Annotated in this window: 20 protein-coding genes; 13 read left to right on the top strand and 7 right to left on the bottom strand. The window is 39.6% G+C overall.

Going from position 1 to position 19,007, the window contains the following annotated elements; translation table 11 throughout:
- Positions 1 to 6: 6 nt before the first annotated feature.
- Positions 7 to 921 carry a YitT family protein gene (locus ACJ9PY_RS14205; protein ID WP_222619851.1) on the bottom strand — a complete coding sequence of 305 codons (915 nt, stop codon included), beginning with the start codon at positions 919 to 921 and terminating at the stop codon, positions 7 to 9.
- Between the two features lie 373 nt (positions 922 to 1,294).
- Here ACJ9PY_RS14205 and ACJ9PY_RS14200 point away from each other — a divergent pair, with 373 nt between their 5' ends.
- The 7 genes from ACJ9PY_RS14200 (at position 1,295) to ACJ9PY_RS14170 (ending at position 9,947) form a co-directional block, all read left to right on the top strand.
- Positions 1,295 to 3,427 carry a PAS domain S-box protein gene (locus ACJ9PY_RS14200; RefSeq protein WP_411738394.1) on the top strand — a complete coding sequence of 711 codons (2,133 nt, stop codon included), beginning with the start codon at positions 1,295 to 1,297 and terminating at the stop codon, positions 3,425 to 3,427.
- 13 nt (positions 3,428 to 3,440) lie between these two features.
- Positions 3,441 to 4,688, top strand: coding sequence for an MFS transporter (locus tag ACJ9PY_RS14195; protein ID WP_411738393.1), 1,248 nt, complete (start codon positions 3,441 to 3,443; stop codon positions 4,686 to 4,688).
- Between the two features lie 480 nt (positions 4,689 to 5,168).
- Positions 5,169 to 5,963, top strand: a complete 795-nt coding sequence (locus ACJ9PY_RS14190) for an SGNH/GDSL hydrolase family protein (RefSeq protein ID WP_411738392.1) — start codon at positions 5,169 to 5,171, stop codon at positions 5,961 to 5,963.
- Positions 5,960 to 6,871, top strand: coding sequence for an ABC transporter ATP-binding protein (locus tag ACJ9PY_RS14185; protein ID WP_411738391.1), 912 nt, complete (start codon positions 5,960 to 5,962; stop codon positions 6,869 to 6,871). The genes ACJ9PY_RS14190 and ACJ9PY_RS14185 overlap by 4 nt, the downstream gene beginning before the upstream one ends.
- Positions 6,864 to 7,844: an ABC transporter permease gene (locus tag ACJ9PY_RS14180; RefSeq protein ID WP_411738390.1), complete on the top strand. Its 981-nt coding sequence runs from the start codon at positions 6,864 to 6,866 to the stop codon at positions 7,842 to 7,844. The genes ACJ9PY_RS14185 and ACJ9PY_RS14180 overlap by 8 nt, the downstream gene beginning before the upstream one ends.
- A 754-nt stretch (positions 7,845 to 8,598) precedes the next feature.
- Positions 8,599 to 9,435, top strand: a complete 837-nt coding sequence (locus ACJ9PY_RS14175) for an MBL fold metallo-hydrolase (RefSeq protein WP_411738389.1) — start codon at positions 8,599 to 8,601, stop codon at positions 9,433 to 9,435.
- Between the two features lie 80 nt (positions 9,436 to 9,515).
- Positions 9,516 to 9,947 carry a CBS domain-containing protein gene (locus tag ACJ9PY_RS14170; RefSeq protein ID WP_096339657.1) on the top strand — a complete coding sequence of 144 codons (432 nt, stop codon included), beginning with the start codon at positions 9,516 to 9,518 and terminating at the stop codon, positions 9,945 to 9,947.
- 42 nt (positions 9,948 to 9,989) lie between these two features.
- Here the strand turns inward: ACJ9PY_RS14170 and ACJ9PY_RS14165 are convergent, their stop codons facing one another.
- Both ACJ9PY_RS14165 and ACJ9PY_RS14160 read right to left on the bottom strand, forming a co-directional pair.
- Positions 9,990 to 11,963: a S9 family peptidase gene (locus ACJ9PY_RS14165; protein WP_063576022.1), complete on the bottom strand. Its 1,974-nt coding sequence runs from the start codon at positions 11,961 to 11,963 to the stop codon at positions 9,990 to 9,992.
- A gap of 168 nt (positions 11,964 to 12,131) precedes the next feature.
- The gene (locus tag ACJ9PY_RS14160; RefSeq protein WP_048678029.1) at positions 12,132 to 12,452 is read right to left on the bottom strand and encodes a YckD family protein; all 321 of its coding nucleotides are present in this window, start codon (positions 12,450 to 12,452) and stop codon (positions 12,132 to 12,134) included.
- A 262-nt stretch (positions 12,453 to 12,714) separates the two neighbouring features.
- On the opposite strand from ACJ9PY_RS14160, the gene ACJ9PY_RS14155 reads away from it, so the two are divergent.
- Positions 12,715 to 12,861 (top strand): lmo0937 family membrane protein, encoded by a 147-nt coding sequence (locus ACJ9PY_RS14155; protein WP_106027466.1) that lies wholly within the window; start codon positions 12,715 to 12,717, stop codon positions 12,859 to 12,861.
- Positions 12,862 to 12,952: 91 nt separating this feature from the next.
- Here the strand turns inward: ACJ9PY_RS14155 and ACJ9PY_RS14150 are convergent, their stop codons facing one another.
- Together ACJ9PY_RS14150 and ACJ9PY_RS14145 are read right to left on the bottom strand one after the other, a co-directional pair.
- Positions 12,953 to 13,870, bottom strand: a complete 918-nt coding sequence (locus ACJ9PY_RS14150) for an NAD(P)/FAD-dependent oxidoreductase (protein ID WP_411738388.1) — start codon at positions 13,868 to 13,870, stop codon at positions 12,953 to 12,955.
- Positions 13,871 to 14,008: 138 nt separating this feature from the next.
- Complete coding sequence (locus ACJ9PY_RS14145; protein WP_057277432.1) at positions 14,009 to 14,332, bottom strand: winged helix-turn-helix transcriptional regulator; 324 nt, start codon at positions 14,330 to 14,332, stop codon at positions 14,009 to 14,011.
- Positions 14,333 to 14,596: 264 nt separating this feature from the next.
- Here ACJ9PY_RS14145 and ACJ9PY_RS14140 point away from each other — a divergent pair, with 264 nt between their 5' ends.
- The 3 genes from ACJ9PY_RS14140 to ACJ9PY_RS14130 all read left to right on the top strand — a co-directional run bounded on the left by ACJ9PY_RS14140 (position 14,597) and on the right by ACJ9PY_RS14130 (position 17,683).
- Positions 14,597 to 15,676, top strand: a complete 1,080-nt coding sequence (locus ACJ9PY_RS14140) for a nitric oxide synthase oxygenase (protein WP_063577717.1) — start codon at positions 14,597 to 14,599, stop codon at positions 15,674 to 15,676.
- 62 nt (positions 15,677 to 15,738) lie between these two features.
- Positions 15,739 to 16,011 (top strand): hypothetical protein, encoded by a 273-nt coding sequence (locus ACJ9PY_RS14135; protein ID WP_098865271.1) that lies wholly within the window; start codon positions 15,739 to 15,741, stop codon positions 16,009 to 16,011.
- A 733-nt stretch (positions 16,012 to 16,744) separates the two neighbouring features.
- Positions 16,745 to 17,683: a magnesium transporter CorA family protein gene (locus tag ACJ9PY_RS14130; protein ID WP_403190887.1), complete on the top strand. Its 939-nt coding sequence runs from the start codon at positions 16,745 to 16,747 to the stop codon at positions 17,681 to 17,683.
- 227 nt (positions 17,684 to 17,910) lie between these two features.
- On the opposite strand, the gene ACJ9PY_RS14125 is transcribed toward ACJ9PY_RS14130, so the two are convergent.
- The gene (locus tag ACJ9PY_RS14125) at positions 17,911 to 18,102 is read right to left on the bottom strand and encodes a hypothetical protein (RefSeq protein WP_063576027.1); all 192 of its coding nucleotides are present in this window, start codon (positions 18,100 to 18,102) and stop codon (positions 17,911 to 17,913) included.
- A gap of 98 nt (positions 18,103 to 18,200) precedes the next feature.
- Here ACJ9PY_RS14125 and ACJ9PY_RS14120 point away from each other — a divergent pair, with 98 nt between their 5' ends.
- Positions 18,201 to 18,362, top strand: a complete 162-nt coding sequence (locus ACJ9PY_RS14120; RefSeq protein ID WP_411738387.1) for a hypothetical protein — start codon at positions 18,201 to 18,203, stop codon at positions 18,360 to 18,362.
- A gap of 125 nt (positions 18,363 to 18,487) precedes the next feature.
- Here the strand turns inward: ACJ9PY_RS14120 and ACJ9PY_RS14115 are convergent, their stop codons facing one another.
- Positions 18,488 to 18,622 (bottom strand): YuzL family protein, encoded by a 135-nt coding sequence (locus tag ACJ9PY_RS14115; RefSeq protein WP_095392115.1) that lies wholly within the window; start codon positions 18,620 to 18,622, stop codon positions 18,488 to 18,490.
- A gap of 98 nt (positions 18,623 to 18,720) precedes the next feature.
- Here ACJ9PY_RS14115 and ACJ9PY_RS14110 point away from each other — a divergent pair, with 98 nt between their 5' ends.
- Positions 18,721 to 18,972: a YkuS family protein gene (locus ACJ9PY_RS14110; RefSeq protein ID WP_034307261.1), complete on the top strand. Its 252-nt coding sequence runs from the start codon at positions 18,721 to 18,723 to the stop codon at positions 18,970 to 18,972.
- Positions 18,973 to 19,007: the final 35 nt, after the last annotated feature.

Genomic DNA, 19,007 nt, shown 5'->3' with positions numbered 1-19,007 from the left:
GAATGATTAGTGGATATCTTTTTTCTTGAATCGGCCGCCTCGGACTTCCGCGATATCCCCTACAGCAAGAAATGCAGATGGATCGAAGCTTTTGACTATCTCTTTAAGTTTAGCTTCCTCAAGCCTGTTTATTACACAAAAGATGACTTTTTTATCATCACCGGAATAAGCACCTTCACCAGCTAAAAAGGTTACGCCCCGTCCAAGGCGATTCATTATGGCTTCACCGATATCATTAAATTCATCACTGATAATCCAGACAAATTTGGATTCGTCCAAACCTGCGATGACGATATCCATCGTTTTATATGCCACGAAGTAAGCTATGATCGAATACATGGCACGATCCCACGAGAATACGAAGCCCGCACTTCCCAGGATGAATAAATTGAAAAACATGACGATCTCCCCAACGGAAAAAGGGAGCTTCTTACTAGCGAGTATAGCAAGTATTTCTGTACCATCCAATGAGCCGCCATATCGAATGACCATTCCAACTCCAATGCCAAGAATCATTCCGCCGAAAGCGGACGCTAGGAGGATATCTTGAGTGAAAGCTGGTACATGATGAAGCAATGTAGTGGTAATGGAAAGGATTAAAATTCCATAAAGGGTAGATAATGCGAAGGTTTTGCCGATTTGTTTATAACCGATAAAAAAGAAAGGAAGATTCAAAATGAAAAGAAAGATTCCGAGCTTCCATCCAGTGATGTAAGATAACATAATCGATATACCCGTTATGCCCCCGTCGATTACGTTATTCGGCACTAAAAAAATCTCGAGGCCGACAGCCATCAAAACCGCACCGATTGTAATTAATAGACCTCTCTGTAAAATTTGTCTCAGTGTTAATTTTTTATGCTGGGTCTTCTTTTGCATAATTTCTGTTGTACTTGCACCTGCCAGGTCTGACATAATCATGCCACCCACTCCTTCTCTCTATATAGGTTCTATGTAATTATAAACCTATAGGTATAATTAAATAAAGAAATTAACATTCTGATTCATATATTCCTGAATAATTATTGGTATCATTGATAACGTCCTGGAATGAAGAAACAGGGTTGTTAATGCTTGTCATTACCATGTATTCTTATTCTACTCCATACAAAACAATAGTATTTCTAATTTTATTGAATTTATGAAAGAAACCTGCATTTTCTTGAGATATGGGGTGCACCGAAAGAATCGATGTGTAAATAAATAGGAATAAGGAAATAAAAAACCTTTGAGGTACTATGAATTTCCTTTACAATATAGGAGAATAGAACGTTTGAGGTGATCAAGTAAAAAAATGGAACAATCAATTGTAGCATCAAATCCTGTTCTCTTTATGATTGCAGTACTTTTGATAATAATGGCTTGTTATACGGCGTTGGATTTACTGACAACATTACTGACGATAAAGAGATATAAACGCCTTGTGTATATAGGGAGCAGCTGCTCTATGGGAGTGGCTATTTGGACGCTTAATTTTGTTGTCATATTCACCCTCGATAATTCAGGAATGGCAGCAAACAACTTTTCTACAATAATTTTTTCGTTAGCATTAGCCATCGCTCTCGCAGGGGTTGGGTTATTGGCCATTTCGTATAAAACACAAGTACTGCAAATCGTTTTTTGCGGTTTCATGTTTACGATGGCCATATTATCCAATTATATAATGGGAACATCTTCATTAAACCACTCATTGAACTTTAACCCATTATCGGTCTTCAGTACACTTTTCAGCATCTTTATTTTATTTGTAGCAGCACTTGCCATCTTATTTCATTTTAATAAATTAAGTCAATCCTCGCTAAAACCAGTCAGTACTCTTTTGATGAGTGGGGCAATCATTGAAGGCTATTATCTTTTTATAAGGGTGTTACCGATGAACGCGAAAAATGAAGCGGGTGAATTTGTTCCACTCACTCCATTTATGCTTTATCTTACATGCTTCGTTTCATTATTCATTCTTGCCAGCTTGATAGCTTCAAGTACGATCGTGGGCCGGCGGTTAGCAAAAAGTGATAATACTGTAAGCGATATCCGTTATGCTTTAGATCAATCGGCGATCGTCGCCATCACGGATGCAAATGGGATCATTACATATGTAAACGAAAAATTCCTGGAAATATCACAATATGAAAAACATGAACTAATAGGGAAAAATCATTCCATAATCAATTCTGGTCATCATCCGAAAGAATTTTTCACTGACTTATGGCTAACGATCAGCAAAGGGAAAACATGGCATGGTGAAATATGCAATCGGGCTAAAGGTGGTAATGTATATTGGGTGGATACAACTATCGTTCCTTTTATGAAAAAGGGTAAACCATATCAATATATTTCCATCCGTTCGGATATTTCCAGTCGTAAAAAAGCAGAAAATGCTTTAAAGGAGTCAATTAAAGAACTGGAAGATATGCATTATGCAATCAACCAGTCCTTGATTGTGGCGATTACCGATGATAAAGGAATCATTATCGAAGTGAATGAAAAGTTCTCGGAGGTTTCTGGTTATGGGAGAGGTGAATTGATAGGCCAGACCCATAAGATCGTTAATTCTGGATACCACTCAAAGGAATTCTTTGAAAAAATGTGGAAGACCGTCCGTGAATGCAAAGTTTGGAAAGGTGAAATTAGAAACAAGACGAAAGATGGCAGTTTTTATTGGGTCGATACAACAATCGTTCCATTTTTCAGCGAAGAAGGAAAGCCATTTCAGTATTTAACAATTAGATATGACATAACCGAGCGTAAACAATCGGAAGAGATGCTCCATCGGCAGGATAAATTAGCTGCTGTCGGTCAGCTTGCTGCTGGAGTGGCACATGAAATACGCAATCCCTTGACCTCCATGAAAGGGTATACTGAATTTTTGCAATTGGATGAAACGGACGAAAATAAGCAAGAATATCTGGAAATAATCATGGAAGAAATCAATCGTGTGAATGAGATAGTTGAAGAGTTCCTACAATTGGCCAAACCACAGGCCTTGACTTTGGAGATGAAGAATCTCGTGCCAATCATTCAAAATGTTGTATCTTTGACGGAATTTGAAGCCAGGAAGAAGAACATCACGCTGTTTTCGGATTGTAATGACGAAGAGATCTTCGTTCGTTGTGATGAGAATCGATTAAAACAAGTCATATTGAACTTCATTAAAAATGGTATGGAAGCTATGCCTGACGGTGGGTTCATAAAAGTCATGACTGAAATTAAAGAGGATAAAGTGCAAATATCCATTACCGACACAGGAATTGGGATTCCGCCAGAGCAGCTTAAGAGACTGGGAGAACCATTTTTCACAACGAAAAAATCTGGTAATGGGTTAGGATTAATGATCAGCTTTAAAATCATAGAAAGCCATTTGGGTAATGTCTTTGTCGAGAGCGAGGTCAATAAAGGTACAGTCTTTAAAATTGTGCTCCCTATTTAGCCTAATGGGAGCAATGAAAAAATATCAACACATTGTAGAAGATGTCTGCATGGGGGAACTGGATTTGGAAAAACAAAAGCAAGTCAATATCATTAGCTTGAAGGTGTTTTACCTTTTTTCATTTTTTGCAGTAGGAAGTTTAACACCGCTTTTAAGCGTTTATTTAGCCAATGAGGCAGGTTTGTCAGGTATTGAAATAGGTACGATCATGTCCGTTGGACCGATAGTGATGATCGTTTTTCAACCTTTGTGGGGGATTGTATGTGATTGGAGCGGGAGACCGGCAAAAATACTGGCAATGACATCGTTGCTTGCTGGTGTATTCGGTTTAGGTTACTTGCTGTTCGATCACTATTTACTTATAGTGTCCGTTGCTGTCGCATTGGCTATTTTTCAAAGTGCGATAATACCAGTTTCAGATAGCATCACCCTTCAATATACAACGAAAATCAAATCGAATTATGGGAAAATCCGTTTATTCGGATCACTTGGTTACGGTGTGGCCGTTTTTGTAATGGGGAAATTATCTGAATCCTTCATGGGTCCTTCCGTGATATTTTATGCTTTTTTCTTCGGCCTTTTGATCGCGGCTAGTCTGGCTCTTCGTTTGCCCGAAGAGCCGCCTGGGGAAAAGATGAAGCTTTTCGGTGGAATGAAAGAATTGATCACGATGAAACGATTTCTTATCTTTCTTGCTATAACGTTCTTGCTTTTTGGTCCTAATCTTGCAAATAACGTATACTACGGTTTGTTTGTAGAGGCAAGGGGAGGGACATATACAGGAATTGGCATTGCGTTCCTTTTAGCTGTATTATCGGAAATCCCCTTTATGAGAATCGCAGGTACATGGATTCATAAGATAGGCCTGCTGCCAATTACCTTATTGGCTGGAACGGCCTCATTGGTCCGCTGGGTTTTATACTTCACCGAACCAAGTTTGGCTACCGTATATGTGTCTTCGATCATTCAAGGGTTTTCACTTGGCTTATTCATTCCTGCAGCTTTACAATATATCAGGGAAGTTGTCCCTGTACGTATAACAGTAACGGCAATAACGCTTTATTCCGCCATAGGCAATGGATTGGGTAACTGGTTCAGTACCTTTAGCGGCGGAATAATCTTGGATAAATCAGGAATATATGCGGTCTATTTATTTTATGGTTTACTCACGCTGATCGGAATGCTGCTTACAATATGGCTCATGTGGTATGAAAAAAAATTAAAAGTTATGGGGAGACCCATAGGTATAATAGAAAAATGAAGGAAAATAAAGCGAGGGACCTCTTTGCCTATCATGGTGAAGAGGTCTTTCTCTATTCTATTTACAAATTCGAGAGAACGTAGGCTAAATGATCAAGCAGAATGAACATACTTTGAAAGGGCGCAGGGGTTCAGTAAAATTCCTCAGTAGACAAACTCGGTGAAAATGTATTTGTCTCCAATTTTATAAGGGTTTGTATAATTTACACGTTGATTGGAATGAAAGGCACTCGCTTTTCGCTGTTCTTTAGCCTGCCAGGTCAACCTTGGACACGCTTTTTCCTCAGAAGTCTCGAACGCACGTTCCAATCAACTTTGTTTAAAATTTAGAGAGAACCCCTTTTGTAATCCCATTCCGCGGTAAGTTTATAAAAGATATGCTTTTATGTATTGGGAATTTTAACCAAAACAATCAGTTTTTTATTTTTGGAAATAATATGATTTAATGGAAGATAGAGAATGAATGGAAGGGTGAGTGTTTTTGAGCAAACCAAAAGTGTTGGCCATTACCATCGCATCAGCTTTTATCGGCCTGTTTTTTTTATTTTGTCTTGGATGGGCGATTTTGGACCATTATGGAAAGGGAACTTCCGATAAGGAAGTGATTGAAGAAACCGCCATTAAAAAAAATGATTTTCCCGATGATTTTACGGTAGTTGCGATAGGCGATTCATTGACCCGCGGCACAGGTGATGAAACAGGGAAAGGTTACGTTGGACTTGTTATTGAAGATTTAAAGAGTGAGTACAATAGAAAACCAATCATTCATAACCTGGGAATTAATGGACAAGTGTCTAAAGAATTGGTACAGCAAGTTAGACAACCGGAAGTGAAGCGCCAAATCCAGGCTGCTGATGTTATTTTAGTTACAATCGGGGGTAACGATTTATTTCAAAAAGGCAGGACCCTGCTTGAATATGATCGTGATGCTATTACGGTATCCCAAAAGAATTTCTTGGGAAATTTACATGAAATTTTTAAAGATATCAATAAAGTCAATGATACAGCTACCATTTTGTTGCTTGGGCTGTATAATCCGTTTATAGATTTGGATGAAGACTTTGATACGAACCGCATTGTACGGGACTGGAATAATGAAACGGCGGAAGTCGTGGCTCTTTATGAAAATGCCATTTTCGTTCCAACTTTTGATTTATTTCAATTGTCGGTAAATGAGTATTTGTATTCAGATAAATTTCACCCTAATAAGAAGGGATATCGTTTAATTGCTGATAGAGTTGCTCCTTTAATAAAATGGGAGGATGTGGAACGATGAAACAGGTGACATTGTCTGTCAGGGACTTGAAAAAAAGGATTGGCAAAAGGGAAATTATTAAAGGAATTGATTTTGAGCTGAATGAAGGGGAAGTTTTCGGCTTTTTAGGACCGAATGGAGCAGGCAAGACGACGACGATCCGCATGTTGGTCGGTTTGATTAAGCCAACCTCGGGTTCCATCCATATATGCGGGTATGATGTTCGTCAGGACTTTACAAAGGCTATGAAGCAAATGGGCTGCATCGTTGAAAATCCAGAGTTATATCCATTTTTGAGCGGGTGGGATAATTTGCTCCACTTTGCAAGAATGTTACCTGATGTTGATGAAACAAGAATGGACGAGGTTGTTGAACTCGTCGGTTTGCAAGCGAGAATTCACGATAAAGTGAAGACTTATTCATTAGGAATGAGACAGCGTTTAGGAATCGCGCAGGCCATGCTGAATAGCCCTAAACTATTGATTTTGGATGAACCGACTAACGGGCTAGATCCTGCCGGAATCCGTGAAATGCGGCAATTCATCAGAAAGTTGGCTGAAAAAGATGGTATGAGCGTTCTGGTTTCCTCACACTTGTTAGGTGAAATCCAGCAACTTTGTGACCGAGTCGCAATCATTAAAGGTGGGGAAATTATTAAAACGGATACAGTGGAGAACTTATTATCCACGCAGGAGCGGATATTTTGGCGGGTGGAACCTATTCAAAAGGGCGCGGAAATACTTAGCAGCTTCACCGAAATCACCTTAGATCAAAAATATATCATTACAGCCTATGATGAACTCAAGACACCTGAATGGAATGCTGCTCTTAACCAAGCAGGCGTAAGGGTGCATGAAATGAATCGAAAGCTCCCGGGATTGGAAGAATTGTTTTTGCAAGTTACGGGGGGAGGTGCGGGCATTGAATAATTTGGTCCAAAATGAAATGATGAAGTTGCTGGCAAAGAAACGGTTAATCATAATCGGTCTCATCGTTGGAATTTTAGTCCTGATGTTTACATATGCCCAGTACAAACAAGTGGAAGAGCAGCGGAAGAAGTTGGGAACTGATGATTGGCGTGCAGCTCTTCAGCAGCAAATCATTGATACTCAAAATCGATTGGGCTCCAATAGGATGCTCGATGAATGGCGTGAACAGCTGCAAGTTAGTCTGAAGCAGCAGCAATATTATCTCGATCATGATATCAATCCCTCAGAACCAGGCGCAGCCACTTTTACACGCATGTTTTTGGAAAATGCAATCGATTTGTTCATTCCGCTGTTAATCATGATTGTGGCTAGTGATATGGTTTCTTCCGAAAATAGTCAAGGGACAATCAAGCTTTTACTGACACGGCCAGTGGAGCGCTGGAAAATCTTATTGAGCAAATATGTAACATTATTATTATCGGTGTCGATTATCGTGGCGGTGACAGCCTTATTGTCTTACCTATTATCGGGTATCGTTTTCGGATATCAAGGTTGGGGAGCCCCTGTAATAACCGGATTTGAATTGAAGGGTGCTGACGTGGATGTCAGTCAAGTAAGGCTAGTGGAACAATGGAAATTCCTATTGATGGATTTGGGACTTGTCTGGCTGGTGTCGGTTGTTGTAGGGACCCTTTCTTTCATGCTTTCGGTACTGGTGAGAAGCACCCCTGCAGGCATGGGTATCATGCTGGCTGCATTGATTTCCGGGGCTATATTGAACAATATGGTTTCATCATGGGAATCAGCGAAATATTTCTTTATGGTGAATTTGAAATTGACCGCTTATATTAGCGGAACGGCTCCGCCAATAGAAGGGATGACTTTATTATCCTCCGTCATTACTCTGCTCGTTTGGTGGGCGCTTGCTTTAATTGTATCTTTTACAGTATTTACCCGGAGGGATGTATACTGAGAAACAGCCTATATAAATTATAAGTTGTTTCTGTTTGTTGATATAATTAATTCGGAAGTGCTGCGCCCTGAACCATGATTTTAAAAAAAAGAATTGGTTTAACTGTCTAGTCAGTCCAAAGATGCTTACGGCGAGACGATTGGCAAACAGTCGGCGGAAAGGGAGCGGAATCCGAAATCAGCTGGAATGTTTTCTAGAAAAAACTGTAGCTGATCTCACACCGAATTATGTTTAGGACTAGTTTATCCTTTAAGTTTTTCACCTGTAACCCTCATTGGATGGAAGAAAATTGCCACACTCCTGCCGAGAAACTGGCTAGCCGAGACCCCACAGCCGCTTGCGGTGAGGAGGCTTGGCAGAAAGTCGGCGGAAAGGGAGCGGATTTCTGAAATCAGCCAGAATGTTTTCTAGAAAAAACTGAAGGCTGGTCTCATCCCAACTTATATGTAAGTCTAGTTTATCCTTTAAGTTTTTCACCTGTAATCCTCATTGGATGGAAGAAATTTGCGACACTCAGCCGGAATAACTGTCTAGCCGAGACACCACAGACGCTTGCGTCGAGGAGGCTTGGCAGAAAGTCGGCGGAAAGGGAGCGGATTTCTGAAATCAACTCCACCTTTTTAAAAAAAAATTGTAGGCTCGCTTTCGAATTTGCCTGCAGTCTGAACAGCCTATAAAAATTATAGGTTGTTTTTTATTTTCTCGTACAGGGTATCCTTTATAAAAAAGTATGTTCAAAATAGGAGGATTATAAATGGATGATAATCATTTGAATGAAAAATTCATGCCAATGACTTCAGTTTCCAGTGGAGATGTACAGATTATAAATGAGGATATATATTGTCTGTCCGTCCAAATCGTTAACGTAATTTTTGTAGGGTCACCCAAGGATGATAAATGGGTATTGATAGATGCAGGGATGCCACGTTCAGCAGAGGCAATAAAGAATACTGCTGAAGAAATATACGGACCGCAAAAACCACCTGCTGCAATTATTTTGACACATGGACATTTCGATCACGTTGGTGCACTAATTGAGTTAATGGAGTATTGGGAGGCTCCTGTTTATGCCCACATTAAAGAAATGCCTTATTTAACGGGACAGGAAAATTATCCCGAACCGGATCCAACTGTTGAAGGGGGGATGGTCGCCAAAATCTCATCGATATTTCCGAATGAGGGAATCAACCTTGATGAAAAAGTTCAGCCATTGCCTGATGATCATAGTGTTCCCAGGCTTCGTGATTGGAAATGGGTTCACACCCCAGGCCATTCGAAAGGACATATTTCACTTTTCCGTGAAAGTGACCGGAGTTTGATTGCTGGAGATGCTTTTGTGAATGTCAGGCAAGATTCCCTATACAAGGTTATCACTCAGGAGAAAGAAATAGCAGGACCGCCGCGGTATTTAACAACCGATTGGGAGGCTGCCAAAGAATCGGTACGTCTATTGGAAAGTCTGAAGCCTGCTGTTGCCATAACGGGGCACGGGTATCCTGTTGAAGGGAAAGAACTGGAAATGGGTTTAGCGAAGCTTGCAAAGGAATTCGATTCATTAGCTAAACCGGATCATGGGAAATATGTGGATTGAAGGGTGACCGTGTTTAATGAATAATTTCTCTACAAAAGTCAAAAATAAACAAGCAACTTATGAAAAATGGAGGGATTTCCGTGACTAATTTAAGAGATATCATGACAACAGACGTTGACTGTTGCACTGCGGAGGATAATATATATGAAGCAGCAGTCAAAATGAAGAATGGTGATGTTGGTGTCATTCCTGTATTGGAGAATAACCATTTAATCGGTGTCATTACAGACAGGGATATCGTCATTCGCTGTGTTGCCGAAAAAAAGCCAAATTCGACTAGAATTACCGATGTCATCTCCACCAATCTTGTAACAGGTACGCCTGATATGTCAGTGGAGGAAGCTGAGGAGTTAATGGCTACCGAACAAATCAGAAGGCTCCCTATCATTGAGAATGAAAAGCTGGTCGGTGTCGTGGCATTAGGTGATCTTGCTGTACACCAACAGACAAATTCAATGGCTGGAGATGCTTTAAGTTCAATTTCCGAAGACAGAGATCAAATTCAGCACTAAAAATCAAAACTCTGTTAGCTATTGCTAACAGAGTTTTGATTTTTAAAGATACTTATTGAACCAGTCCTTGATTTCCTCAACATGTTGCAGGCGCATTTTTGGGGATCCGCTTCGCGATACCTCATGAGTTTCATTTGGGAATGAAACAAGTATGGCTTCTTTATTTTGCCGTTTTAAAGCGACAAAAAATTGCTCGCTCTGTTCAATGGGACAGCGGAAGTCCTTTTCTCCGTGAAGTAAAAGTAAAGGCGTATCCACAGTGGAAACATATTTTAATGGAGAGTGCTGCCATAGTTTTTCAGCAGAGTTAATGATATCGCCGCCAACTTCCCACTCTGTAAAATAATAGCCAATGTCGCTGACCCCATAAAAACTTAGCCAGTTACTGATACAACGCTGAGACACAGCCGCCTTGAAGCGGTTGGTATGTCCGATGATCCAATTTACCATGAATCCTCCATAACTTCCTCCGGATACCCCTAACTCTTCATCGTCTATAAAATCATACGTAGCTAGAACGTGATCGACTCCAGCCATTAAGTCCTTATAATCCATGCCTCCATAGTCGCCACGGCAGGCGTTTACAAAGTCCTGGCCATATCCTACACTTCCTCGCGGGTTAGTGAACAATACAGTATACCCTTCATTAGCCAAGGTCTGGAATTCATGAACATAGGTATTAGCATACATCATATGCGGTCCGCCATGGATTTCTAAAATGAGCGGATATTTTTGACTACCATTAAAACCGTTCGGTCTCATGATCCAGCCGTGAATGGTAAGCCCATCGACTGATGGAAAAGTAATGGGTTCAGCCATGGACAAATGTTTATCCTTCAAAAACTCCTCATTAACAAAACTGATTTGTTCCTTATCACCATTGGTAAGGTTATAAGCAAAGAGATCGCCAGGATGAACAGGTGTACTGATGGCCACGACAGCACGGTGGCTTTCGGGATCTATAGTCAGGCCGTATATATGCTGCGGGTCAAGGATTGATGGATACATGGCTCCTTCAATGGAACCATAATATACTCCGGTATTACCATAATCACTTATTAAAAAGTAAAAACCTTGGCTATCGTTTGTCCACAAAATACCTGGGTCGACGGCTCCTATTTGGAAATCCCCTATTGCGGAATCTCCAATTTGCACGTCCCATCCGTCGGTCAAACACTTAGTGGTTTGGTCCATGATGGAATATAACCAGATATTTGAAAAGGTCGCACCGGCAAATTCTTTATTATGGCCTATGAAAGATAGATATTCGCCATTTGGAGACCATTTAGGATCTCTAAAGAAACCTGTACTATCCGTAATTTTTTCTAAAGATTTCGTATCAAGATCCATGATGAAAATATCTGAAAAAAGTTCATCATCACTTCTTTCTGCATCTCCGCTTATGAATGCAATACGTTGTCCGTCTGGAGACCACGCATTCGGAAGATGATCAATATTGTTTTCCGTCAGCAATGTGAATTCTCCCTTAAAAATGTCCGCTATTACAAGCTGCTGATATAACTGATCAAAATAGCCTCTCCCATCCCATTTGTACTTGATCCGGTCATACCTATTAACTTCTTTGGATAGATCATTTTCATTTACCGTATTAAGGTTTTCGCCTTCCTTTAACCCGGTAGAAAGCAGTAACTTGGTGGAACAAGGGGACCAAATTGGCTTTGATGCGCCGTTGACGAAATGGGTGAGCTGGCGAGCTTCCCCGCCAATACTCCCGATAATGTGGACTTGTTTTTTTCCTGATCTATCTGATATAAAGGCGATATGCTTGCCGTCGGGGGACCAGGCTGGTGATGTATCACGATTATCCCCAAACGTCCATTGCTTTGTTTCATTCGTAATCAGGCTGAACATAAACAGATTGGAAATGTATTTTTCCGTTTTTTCATCTATTCTGGTTTGGACATAAACCGCCATGCTGCCATCCGGTGATAGCTTTGGATCGGTTACTGATTTCAAGTGAAATAAGTCTCTTGCTGTTATACCTATTTTGTTCATCCTTTTCACCCTTTCATTTCTCATAGTTATGTATTTCGCTAAAGAGAAATAAAATCCTTTAGTAAATGGTAAACGCGTCATGTTTATTTATCAAGGACGAAAGAAATGAAAATAATCCGGCCTTTTTATCAGGTCGGATTATCTGGATATATCGGCAAAAACTTACAATTACTTATGCATATGTCCTGTATGCGGACGGTGCGGCGGTATTTGGAAATTATGTTCTTCCATCATTTTATAATGTTTTTCAAAATGTGAAACCATTTTATCGGCTTCTTCTTTCGAAAGCGCGCCATACTCAACATATTTTTCGATCAATATCTTTTTGTCAGCAAGTATTTGTTTTTGGATCTTAGCGATTTCCGATTTTTGAGCATCAGTGAATTGTACACTTTCAGTCTTTGCTTTATTTTCCTGTGCAGCCGGATGATTAAGGTTGACTAAGAATAGGGAACAGGCTGTTAAACAGATGACGAAAAACTTTTTCATGAATGAACGACTCCTTCTTTTTAATGATTTTTTCTGCCTAAATGAAGAACTGTAGAACCTTTAAAAATCTGAAAGTCTCTTCCTAATGGTGAATGATAATCAATATGGAAGATTCCTTATTTCTTTATTATCATTTACAGCATTTACAGTTTTATGTAAAAAATAAGGGGGAGGTTTGTTAGAGAAAGATATGGGTATTTTAAATGTAAGTGGAATTCTTATTAATAAAAAGTCCTTTAAAAGGGAAGAAAGGGGGATTATCATGATTTGGACGATTATTGGTGTAATAATATTATTATGGGTTCTTGGTTTAGTCTTCAAAGTGGCTGCAGGCTTTATACATATCTTGCTTATCATCGCGGTCATACTCATTTTGGTTAAGGTTTTTAAGGGAAGGAATCGAATGTAGAGGTGTATTGAATGACTGACCTGGAAAAGCTTTTAAATACCAATGTAAAAGGCGGCCTGGTGAACAGGGCGCCTTTTAATTCAGGAAACTGTCAATCATAAGGAAGTGGATGGCCTAACAGCCTCTTATGAATCCATATCGCTGACTGGGTGCCATCTCCCATGGAAATGGTGACTTGTTCGGAATGGGCAACGAGGTCGCCGCCTGCCCAGACTCCTTTAATATTCGTTTCTTTAGTCCGGGGATGAACCACGACATGATTGTTTTCATTGACCTGCACACCTAATTGTAAGGCTAGGCCATTATTAAGCTTGTTCCCTTTAAACGCCGTAAATGCCTTTTCAGTTCTGATAATTTTACCAGATACTAATTCTATGCCCGTTAACTCCTGATTGGCATCGACATGAACCTCACAAACTTCCTCTTCAATTACGGGAATGTGATTTGCCGTTAACTTATCTCTATACTCATCATCAATTTTAGATTTCAAATGGTTTACGTAAATGATATCTTTTGACCAATATAATAGAGTAAGCGCCATGCCTGCACCCGTATTTCCGCCACCAAGAACAACGGTTTGCTTATCCATGATCTCATATCCATCACAGTCAGGGCATATATATGTGGATGTCCCAAGAGTTGAATAGATGTTTTTGATTGGAGGAATGTTATCGGTAATGCCAGTACCAAGAAAAATCATTTTTGCTTGATATTCCCTGTCATTTTTAGTTTGGATAAAAAACTTGTCCTGCTTTTTTTCTAGAGATGTCACTGTATCATCCATGAATTCGACACCGAATTTTTCAGCGTGCTGCCTGCCAAGGGTCCTTAATTGTTTCCCGCTTACCCCGTCTGGCCACCCAAGAATGTTATGGTATGCCTTGGCAATGGAGGAGCGGCCTTGAGCAGAATCAATGACGATAATATCATGTTTATATCTTCCTAGCTGGATGGCTGCCTGAATCCCGGCTATACCTCCACCAATAATAATGCAATCTGCTTGTTTCATGAATTCACCGCCCATAAATTTGGAATAAACCTAGTGTTATTCTATCTGTAAAAAATATACCACTAGTCGCTGGAGCTTAAACAAAAAAAGGAGGAAGTCCGCATCTGGCAGATCTTCCTCCCTTATCTTTAGCCTATATCATTGATTCTGTATTGGGTCGAGCCATTCTTGTGCCCAATTTTGAATTTCGTTCATAACCGGTGCAAGGGCCTTGCCTTTATCAGTTAAAGAATATTCAATCCTGACCGGTGTCTCTGGATATACGTCCCTTTTAACAATACCTTCAATTTCCAAGTCCTTTAAACGTTCAGAAAGAATCCTGCCGCTTATCGGGAATGCAGATTCAATATTACAAAACCTTTGAGGGCCATTAAGTAATTGATTGACAATCAATCCAGTCCAGCGTTTACTCAAGATTTGCATTCCTTTTTCAAATCGTGGACAAAGTGTCGTATTATTCATCATATCACCTCATTATTAATATATTATAATGCATTTACCTCATATGTAACAACTTTACCGAAAATTATTTAGTTACTAGAGATGTTATAGTATAAGAAATTCACGAGCTTACTTTAAGTATCATGAAAAGGATTCCGCCTCGGATTTGCCACATTTTAAAAAAAAGCTTGCTTTTAAAAAATGTGTTGTTTAGAGATACCATGTAAAATATGTTATTTTAATATTGAAGTCAAAGTTTTGCAAATGGAAGGATCCGTGGGAAAGATGAGTGAGTTACTGCAAGAGGCCGTATCCTTTATCAGGACAAGTTATCCGGAATTATTGAAAACGGAAGAGGACATAAATGGCAGGATCGAACAAATTAAAAAGGAAATAAATGAAACAGGCAGATATGAACATACATATGAAGAATTGGTGTATGGTGCTAAATTAGCTTGGCGGAATAGCAATCGTTGCATTGGGCGCTTTTTTTGGGAATCACTAAGGGTGATTGATAAAAGAATGATTCAAAGCGAAGAACAAATGGTATCGGCCCTCTTCGAGCATATCGAATATGCTACGAATAATGGGAATATCAGACCTGTGATTACAATTTTCAAACAGAAAGATCATGATCGAAAAGTGGATATTTGGAATCATCAACTTATTCGTTATGCAGGATATGAGACGGAACATGGTGTAATCGGCGATTCAAGTTCAATCGAATTCACCAAGCGATGTATGGCATTAGGGTGGGAAGGGAAATTCGGACCTTTCGATATTTTACCCCTTGTAGTCCAAGTGAACGGAAAAACCGCTAGTTTTCATGATATACCTGAAAGCCTCGTTAAAGAGGTTCAAATCACCCACCCTGAACTGACATGGTTCGAAGATCTTAAACTAAAATGGTACGCAGTTCCAATCATATCTGGTATGAGGCTGGAAATTGGCGGTATTACTTATTCAGCTGCACCATTTAATGGGTGGTACATGGGAACGGAAATCGGTGCTAGGAATCTTGCTGATGAAGAACGCTACAATATGCTGCCGGCAATCGGTGAGAGGATGGGCCTGGATATTAAACGTGATTCGAGTTTATGGAAAGATCGAGCCCTTATCGAACTGAATGAAGCAGTCCTTCATTCGTATAAAAAACACGGAGTCAGCATTGTTGATCACCATACAGCAGCTAAGCAATTTAAGAAATTCGAAGAAAAAGAAGCCTCATATGACCGGAAAGTAACGGGGGATTGGACCTGGTTAATTCCACCGGTGTCACCAGCCACGACCCATGTTTTCCATCAGCCATATAACAATGAAATAATGAAACCTAATTTCTTTTATCAAATTCCTCCATATAAATAAAGGTTTACATGAACTGGCGGCGGGTATATATACAGTAAGCCAAATAAATAAGGGGGAAGGTAATGATGGCAATAGGAAGAAACGCGATATTACTAGGAGTCGGAGTTGCCGGAGTCTCATTTTTATCGAATAAAACGAACAGAGGAAAAGTGAAGGACATGTGGTCAAATGCAAAAGCAAAAACGGTAGGCTTTTGGAATAGGACGGCTTCAGAGCTGGATCCTGTAATTGAAAAGGCGGGTCACCCTGATCCATATGATCATGATGACAATAAAATGGTGGACGAAGGCGCCATGTACGGTGTTCACTATTATAATAATGCTAAGCATGGATAAAGCAATCAGGATCGCTTGGGAGTACCCAAGATTGCAGACAAACTTGTTCAGTTTGTCTGCGTTTTTTTAATTAAAAAGTTCTTTTGATTTGGAAATCCGCACCTTTTCCGCAAGACTGTCTGCCAAGCCGTTTCAAAGCAATCGCCTGTGGTATCTGCTAGCCAGTACTTCGGCAGGAGTGTCGCAAATTTCTTCAATCTAATGAGGGTTTCATCCATATAAAAAGTAAAAAAATGAATGATAACCGGAGCTTCTTTAAAATCATGATTCAGGATGAGACCATTTCGAACCATGATTTTAAACAAACTGGAGTGGAAATCAACATCTGAAAATTGTAACCATACCCGAGGAGTTGAAGGTGTGTTTTGAATCAGGTGGTTTAGGAACATCAGTTACGTTTTCCGAACCCTTTTTGTCTACTAACTATCGCTTGGGGCTACCCAGGCGTTTTTTTTGTAGTGGCATTTTATTTATCAATTGATAAAAGTCAGATGATTACGAAATCTGAACAAGGATTCAAGGTATTAAATTCTTTATTGTACTTTAAATGAATAAGGATTAAGATAAAAGAATCGAAAGGAAGTGGATACGAGTGAGCAGCAGTTCTTATGATCCTGAACCCAGAAAGCAAGAGGAAGCCAATATGATGCTAGAAGTCGAGACTGTTATTCTCCCTGAGTATCTGCTCGAAGAAGGTAAATAAGGCTTTCTCTATAGAAGAGGAGGTCAAAAAATGATTGAAATCTACAAGACGGATGAGAACCGTCACCTGAACAATATCGAGGAAATGACAAAAGGTTCCTGGGTGAACATTGTCGCGCCCACAGAAGCTGAAATAGATTATATATGCTCGACTTTGAAGTTACCGATCAATTTCATGAAAGATCCACTAGATGATGAGGAAAGACCGCGAATCGAAAAAGAGGATGATAATGTTTTAATAATTGTCGACTTCCCATATTTGACCAGGGATGAAGCCGACTTACCGATTTTTGAAACGATTCCCATAGGCATGATCTTTACCAAAGACTGTTTCATTACGGTATCTCTGAAAGAAACTCCGATATTGGCGAATTTCAAAAACAATAAGATCAAAGGATTCTTCACCAATAAGAAGACGAGATTTGCTTTACAAATATTATTCGAGATTTCATCCTATTATTTACGTTACCTGAAACAGATTAACAAGATGACTAATGAAGCCGAACGTGAATTACATCAGTCGATGAAAAATAAAGAATTATACACTTTCCTTGCTTTGGAAAAAAGCCTGGTTTATTTTACGACATCATTGAAATCCAATCGTGTAGTCCTTGATAAGATCCTCCGATTTAATTATCTGAAAATGTATGAAGAAGATAAAGAATTGCTTGAGGATGTAATCATCGAAAATGCTCAGGCTATCGAAATGGCAGAAGTGTATCTATCCATTCTTAGCGGTATGATGGATGCATTCGCTTCGATCATTTCCAATAATGTCAATAATGCCATGAAGTTTCTAACATCAGTGACCATTATATTAACGCTTCCGACGATGGTGGCAAGTTTTTACGGAATGAATGTGGAACTGCCATTTGAACATAATCGGTTTGCTTTCATTTTTACATTATTAATTGCCATCACTTTGGCGGGGACGACTGCATTCATTTTTTGGAAGAAAAAATATTTTTAAGATTAACCGGCTAATTAAGCCGGTTTTTATTATGGGTTTGTGCAATTTGAACATTGATTGGAATGTAGGGCACTCGCTTTCCGCGGGCTGTCCGCCCTCGGCGCATTTGCGCTTGTGGGGCCTCTCATGGACTCGCTTTTCCCGCAGGAGTCTCGCACCTTACGTTCCAATTATAGTTCAACTGGTGCGAGAACCATTAGGTTGATGCTGCCAAGTATGTTTTTGTTTTATTCCTCAAAAAAATCAGAAAAACCTTCACTGTTAATGCGATCTGTATAAGGGTTTTCATCATTTACATTCTTTGCATCCAAATTGGTTTTAATCACTAAACGGGGACTCTGTGACGCTTCTCTTATGATACGATCGTTCAACTCTTTAAAATCCGGTACATTCTTATTGCCGGGTTTGTTTGGTTCCAATAAAACCACCTCCATTTTTATCTTTGCAATAAATGATGGGGTGTATTCATGAATATTCTTAGGTTTGGGAAGGATAAAGGACTGAGGAGGAGATCAAGATGACCAAATGGAACGAGCAAGCATCTCGCAATAATAATTTAAGGGCAAGTGATTTAAACCCAGATGGAGCCGGAAAAGGAAAAATGAATTCAAAAACAATTGATGGAGATCAATTGAATGATCTAAAGATCCATGAGGAAATCAGAAAGCAAAATATGTAAGAGAAGTCCCTGATTTTAATGTAAAACAAAAAAGAATCATGCAGCGGAAAACGCTTGGCGGATAAACCAAGCGTTTTTTTCGTATCATGGTTTGAATTTCATGGTTGATTTAGGATTCACTTTTATCAGGTACGCTTTTGCTTTTTAAGTGAAGAGGGTTGAGTGAAGGACCCGGTTTCTTTTGTAGTAGTACCTTGCCCCTCTACCTGAGAAGAACCTAAACGAGTTTGTGAAGCATCTTTCTTGTTTTTTCCATTCATGTTTATCACCTCGATATTACTTTTCCTATTTCCTTTGCATTCTATACATATATTGAGGGGGATAAGGACAGGTTAGAAGGTAGAGGAGGTGTGTGTTGATGTCAAGAATCGGTGTTGAAGAATCATTAACGAATATTCAGGAAGCACTTCGTGAAAAAGGTTTTGATGTTGTGGAAATTAAACAAGAAGCTGACGCAAAAAACGTGGATTGTTGTGTGGTAACAGGTTTGGAAAGTAATGTGATGGGTATAAGCGATACTTCATTAAAAGCGTCTATCATTGAGGCAAATGGTTTAACGGCTGATGAAGTGTGCCGCGAGGTTGAAAATAAAGTGAATACCATTCAATAGTTCAAAAAGTGCCTAAACCGATATAGGGTTAGGCA

The sequence above is a fragment of the Peribacillus sp. S4 genome, assembly GCF_046715815.1.
GTDB lineage: Bacteria > Bacillota > Bacilli > Bacillales > DSM-1321 > Peribacillus > Peribacillus frigoritolerans.
Note: the sequence above shows the minus strand (reverse complement) of the source record. Positions and strands in the feature narration are given on the sequence as shown.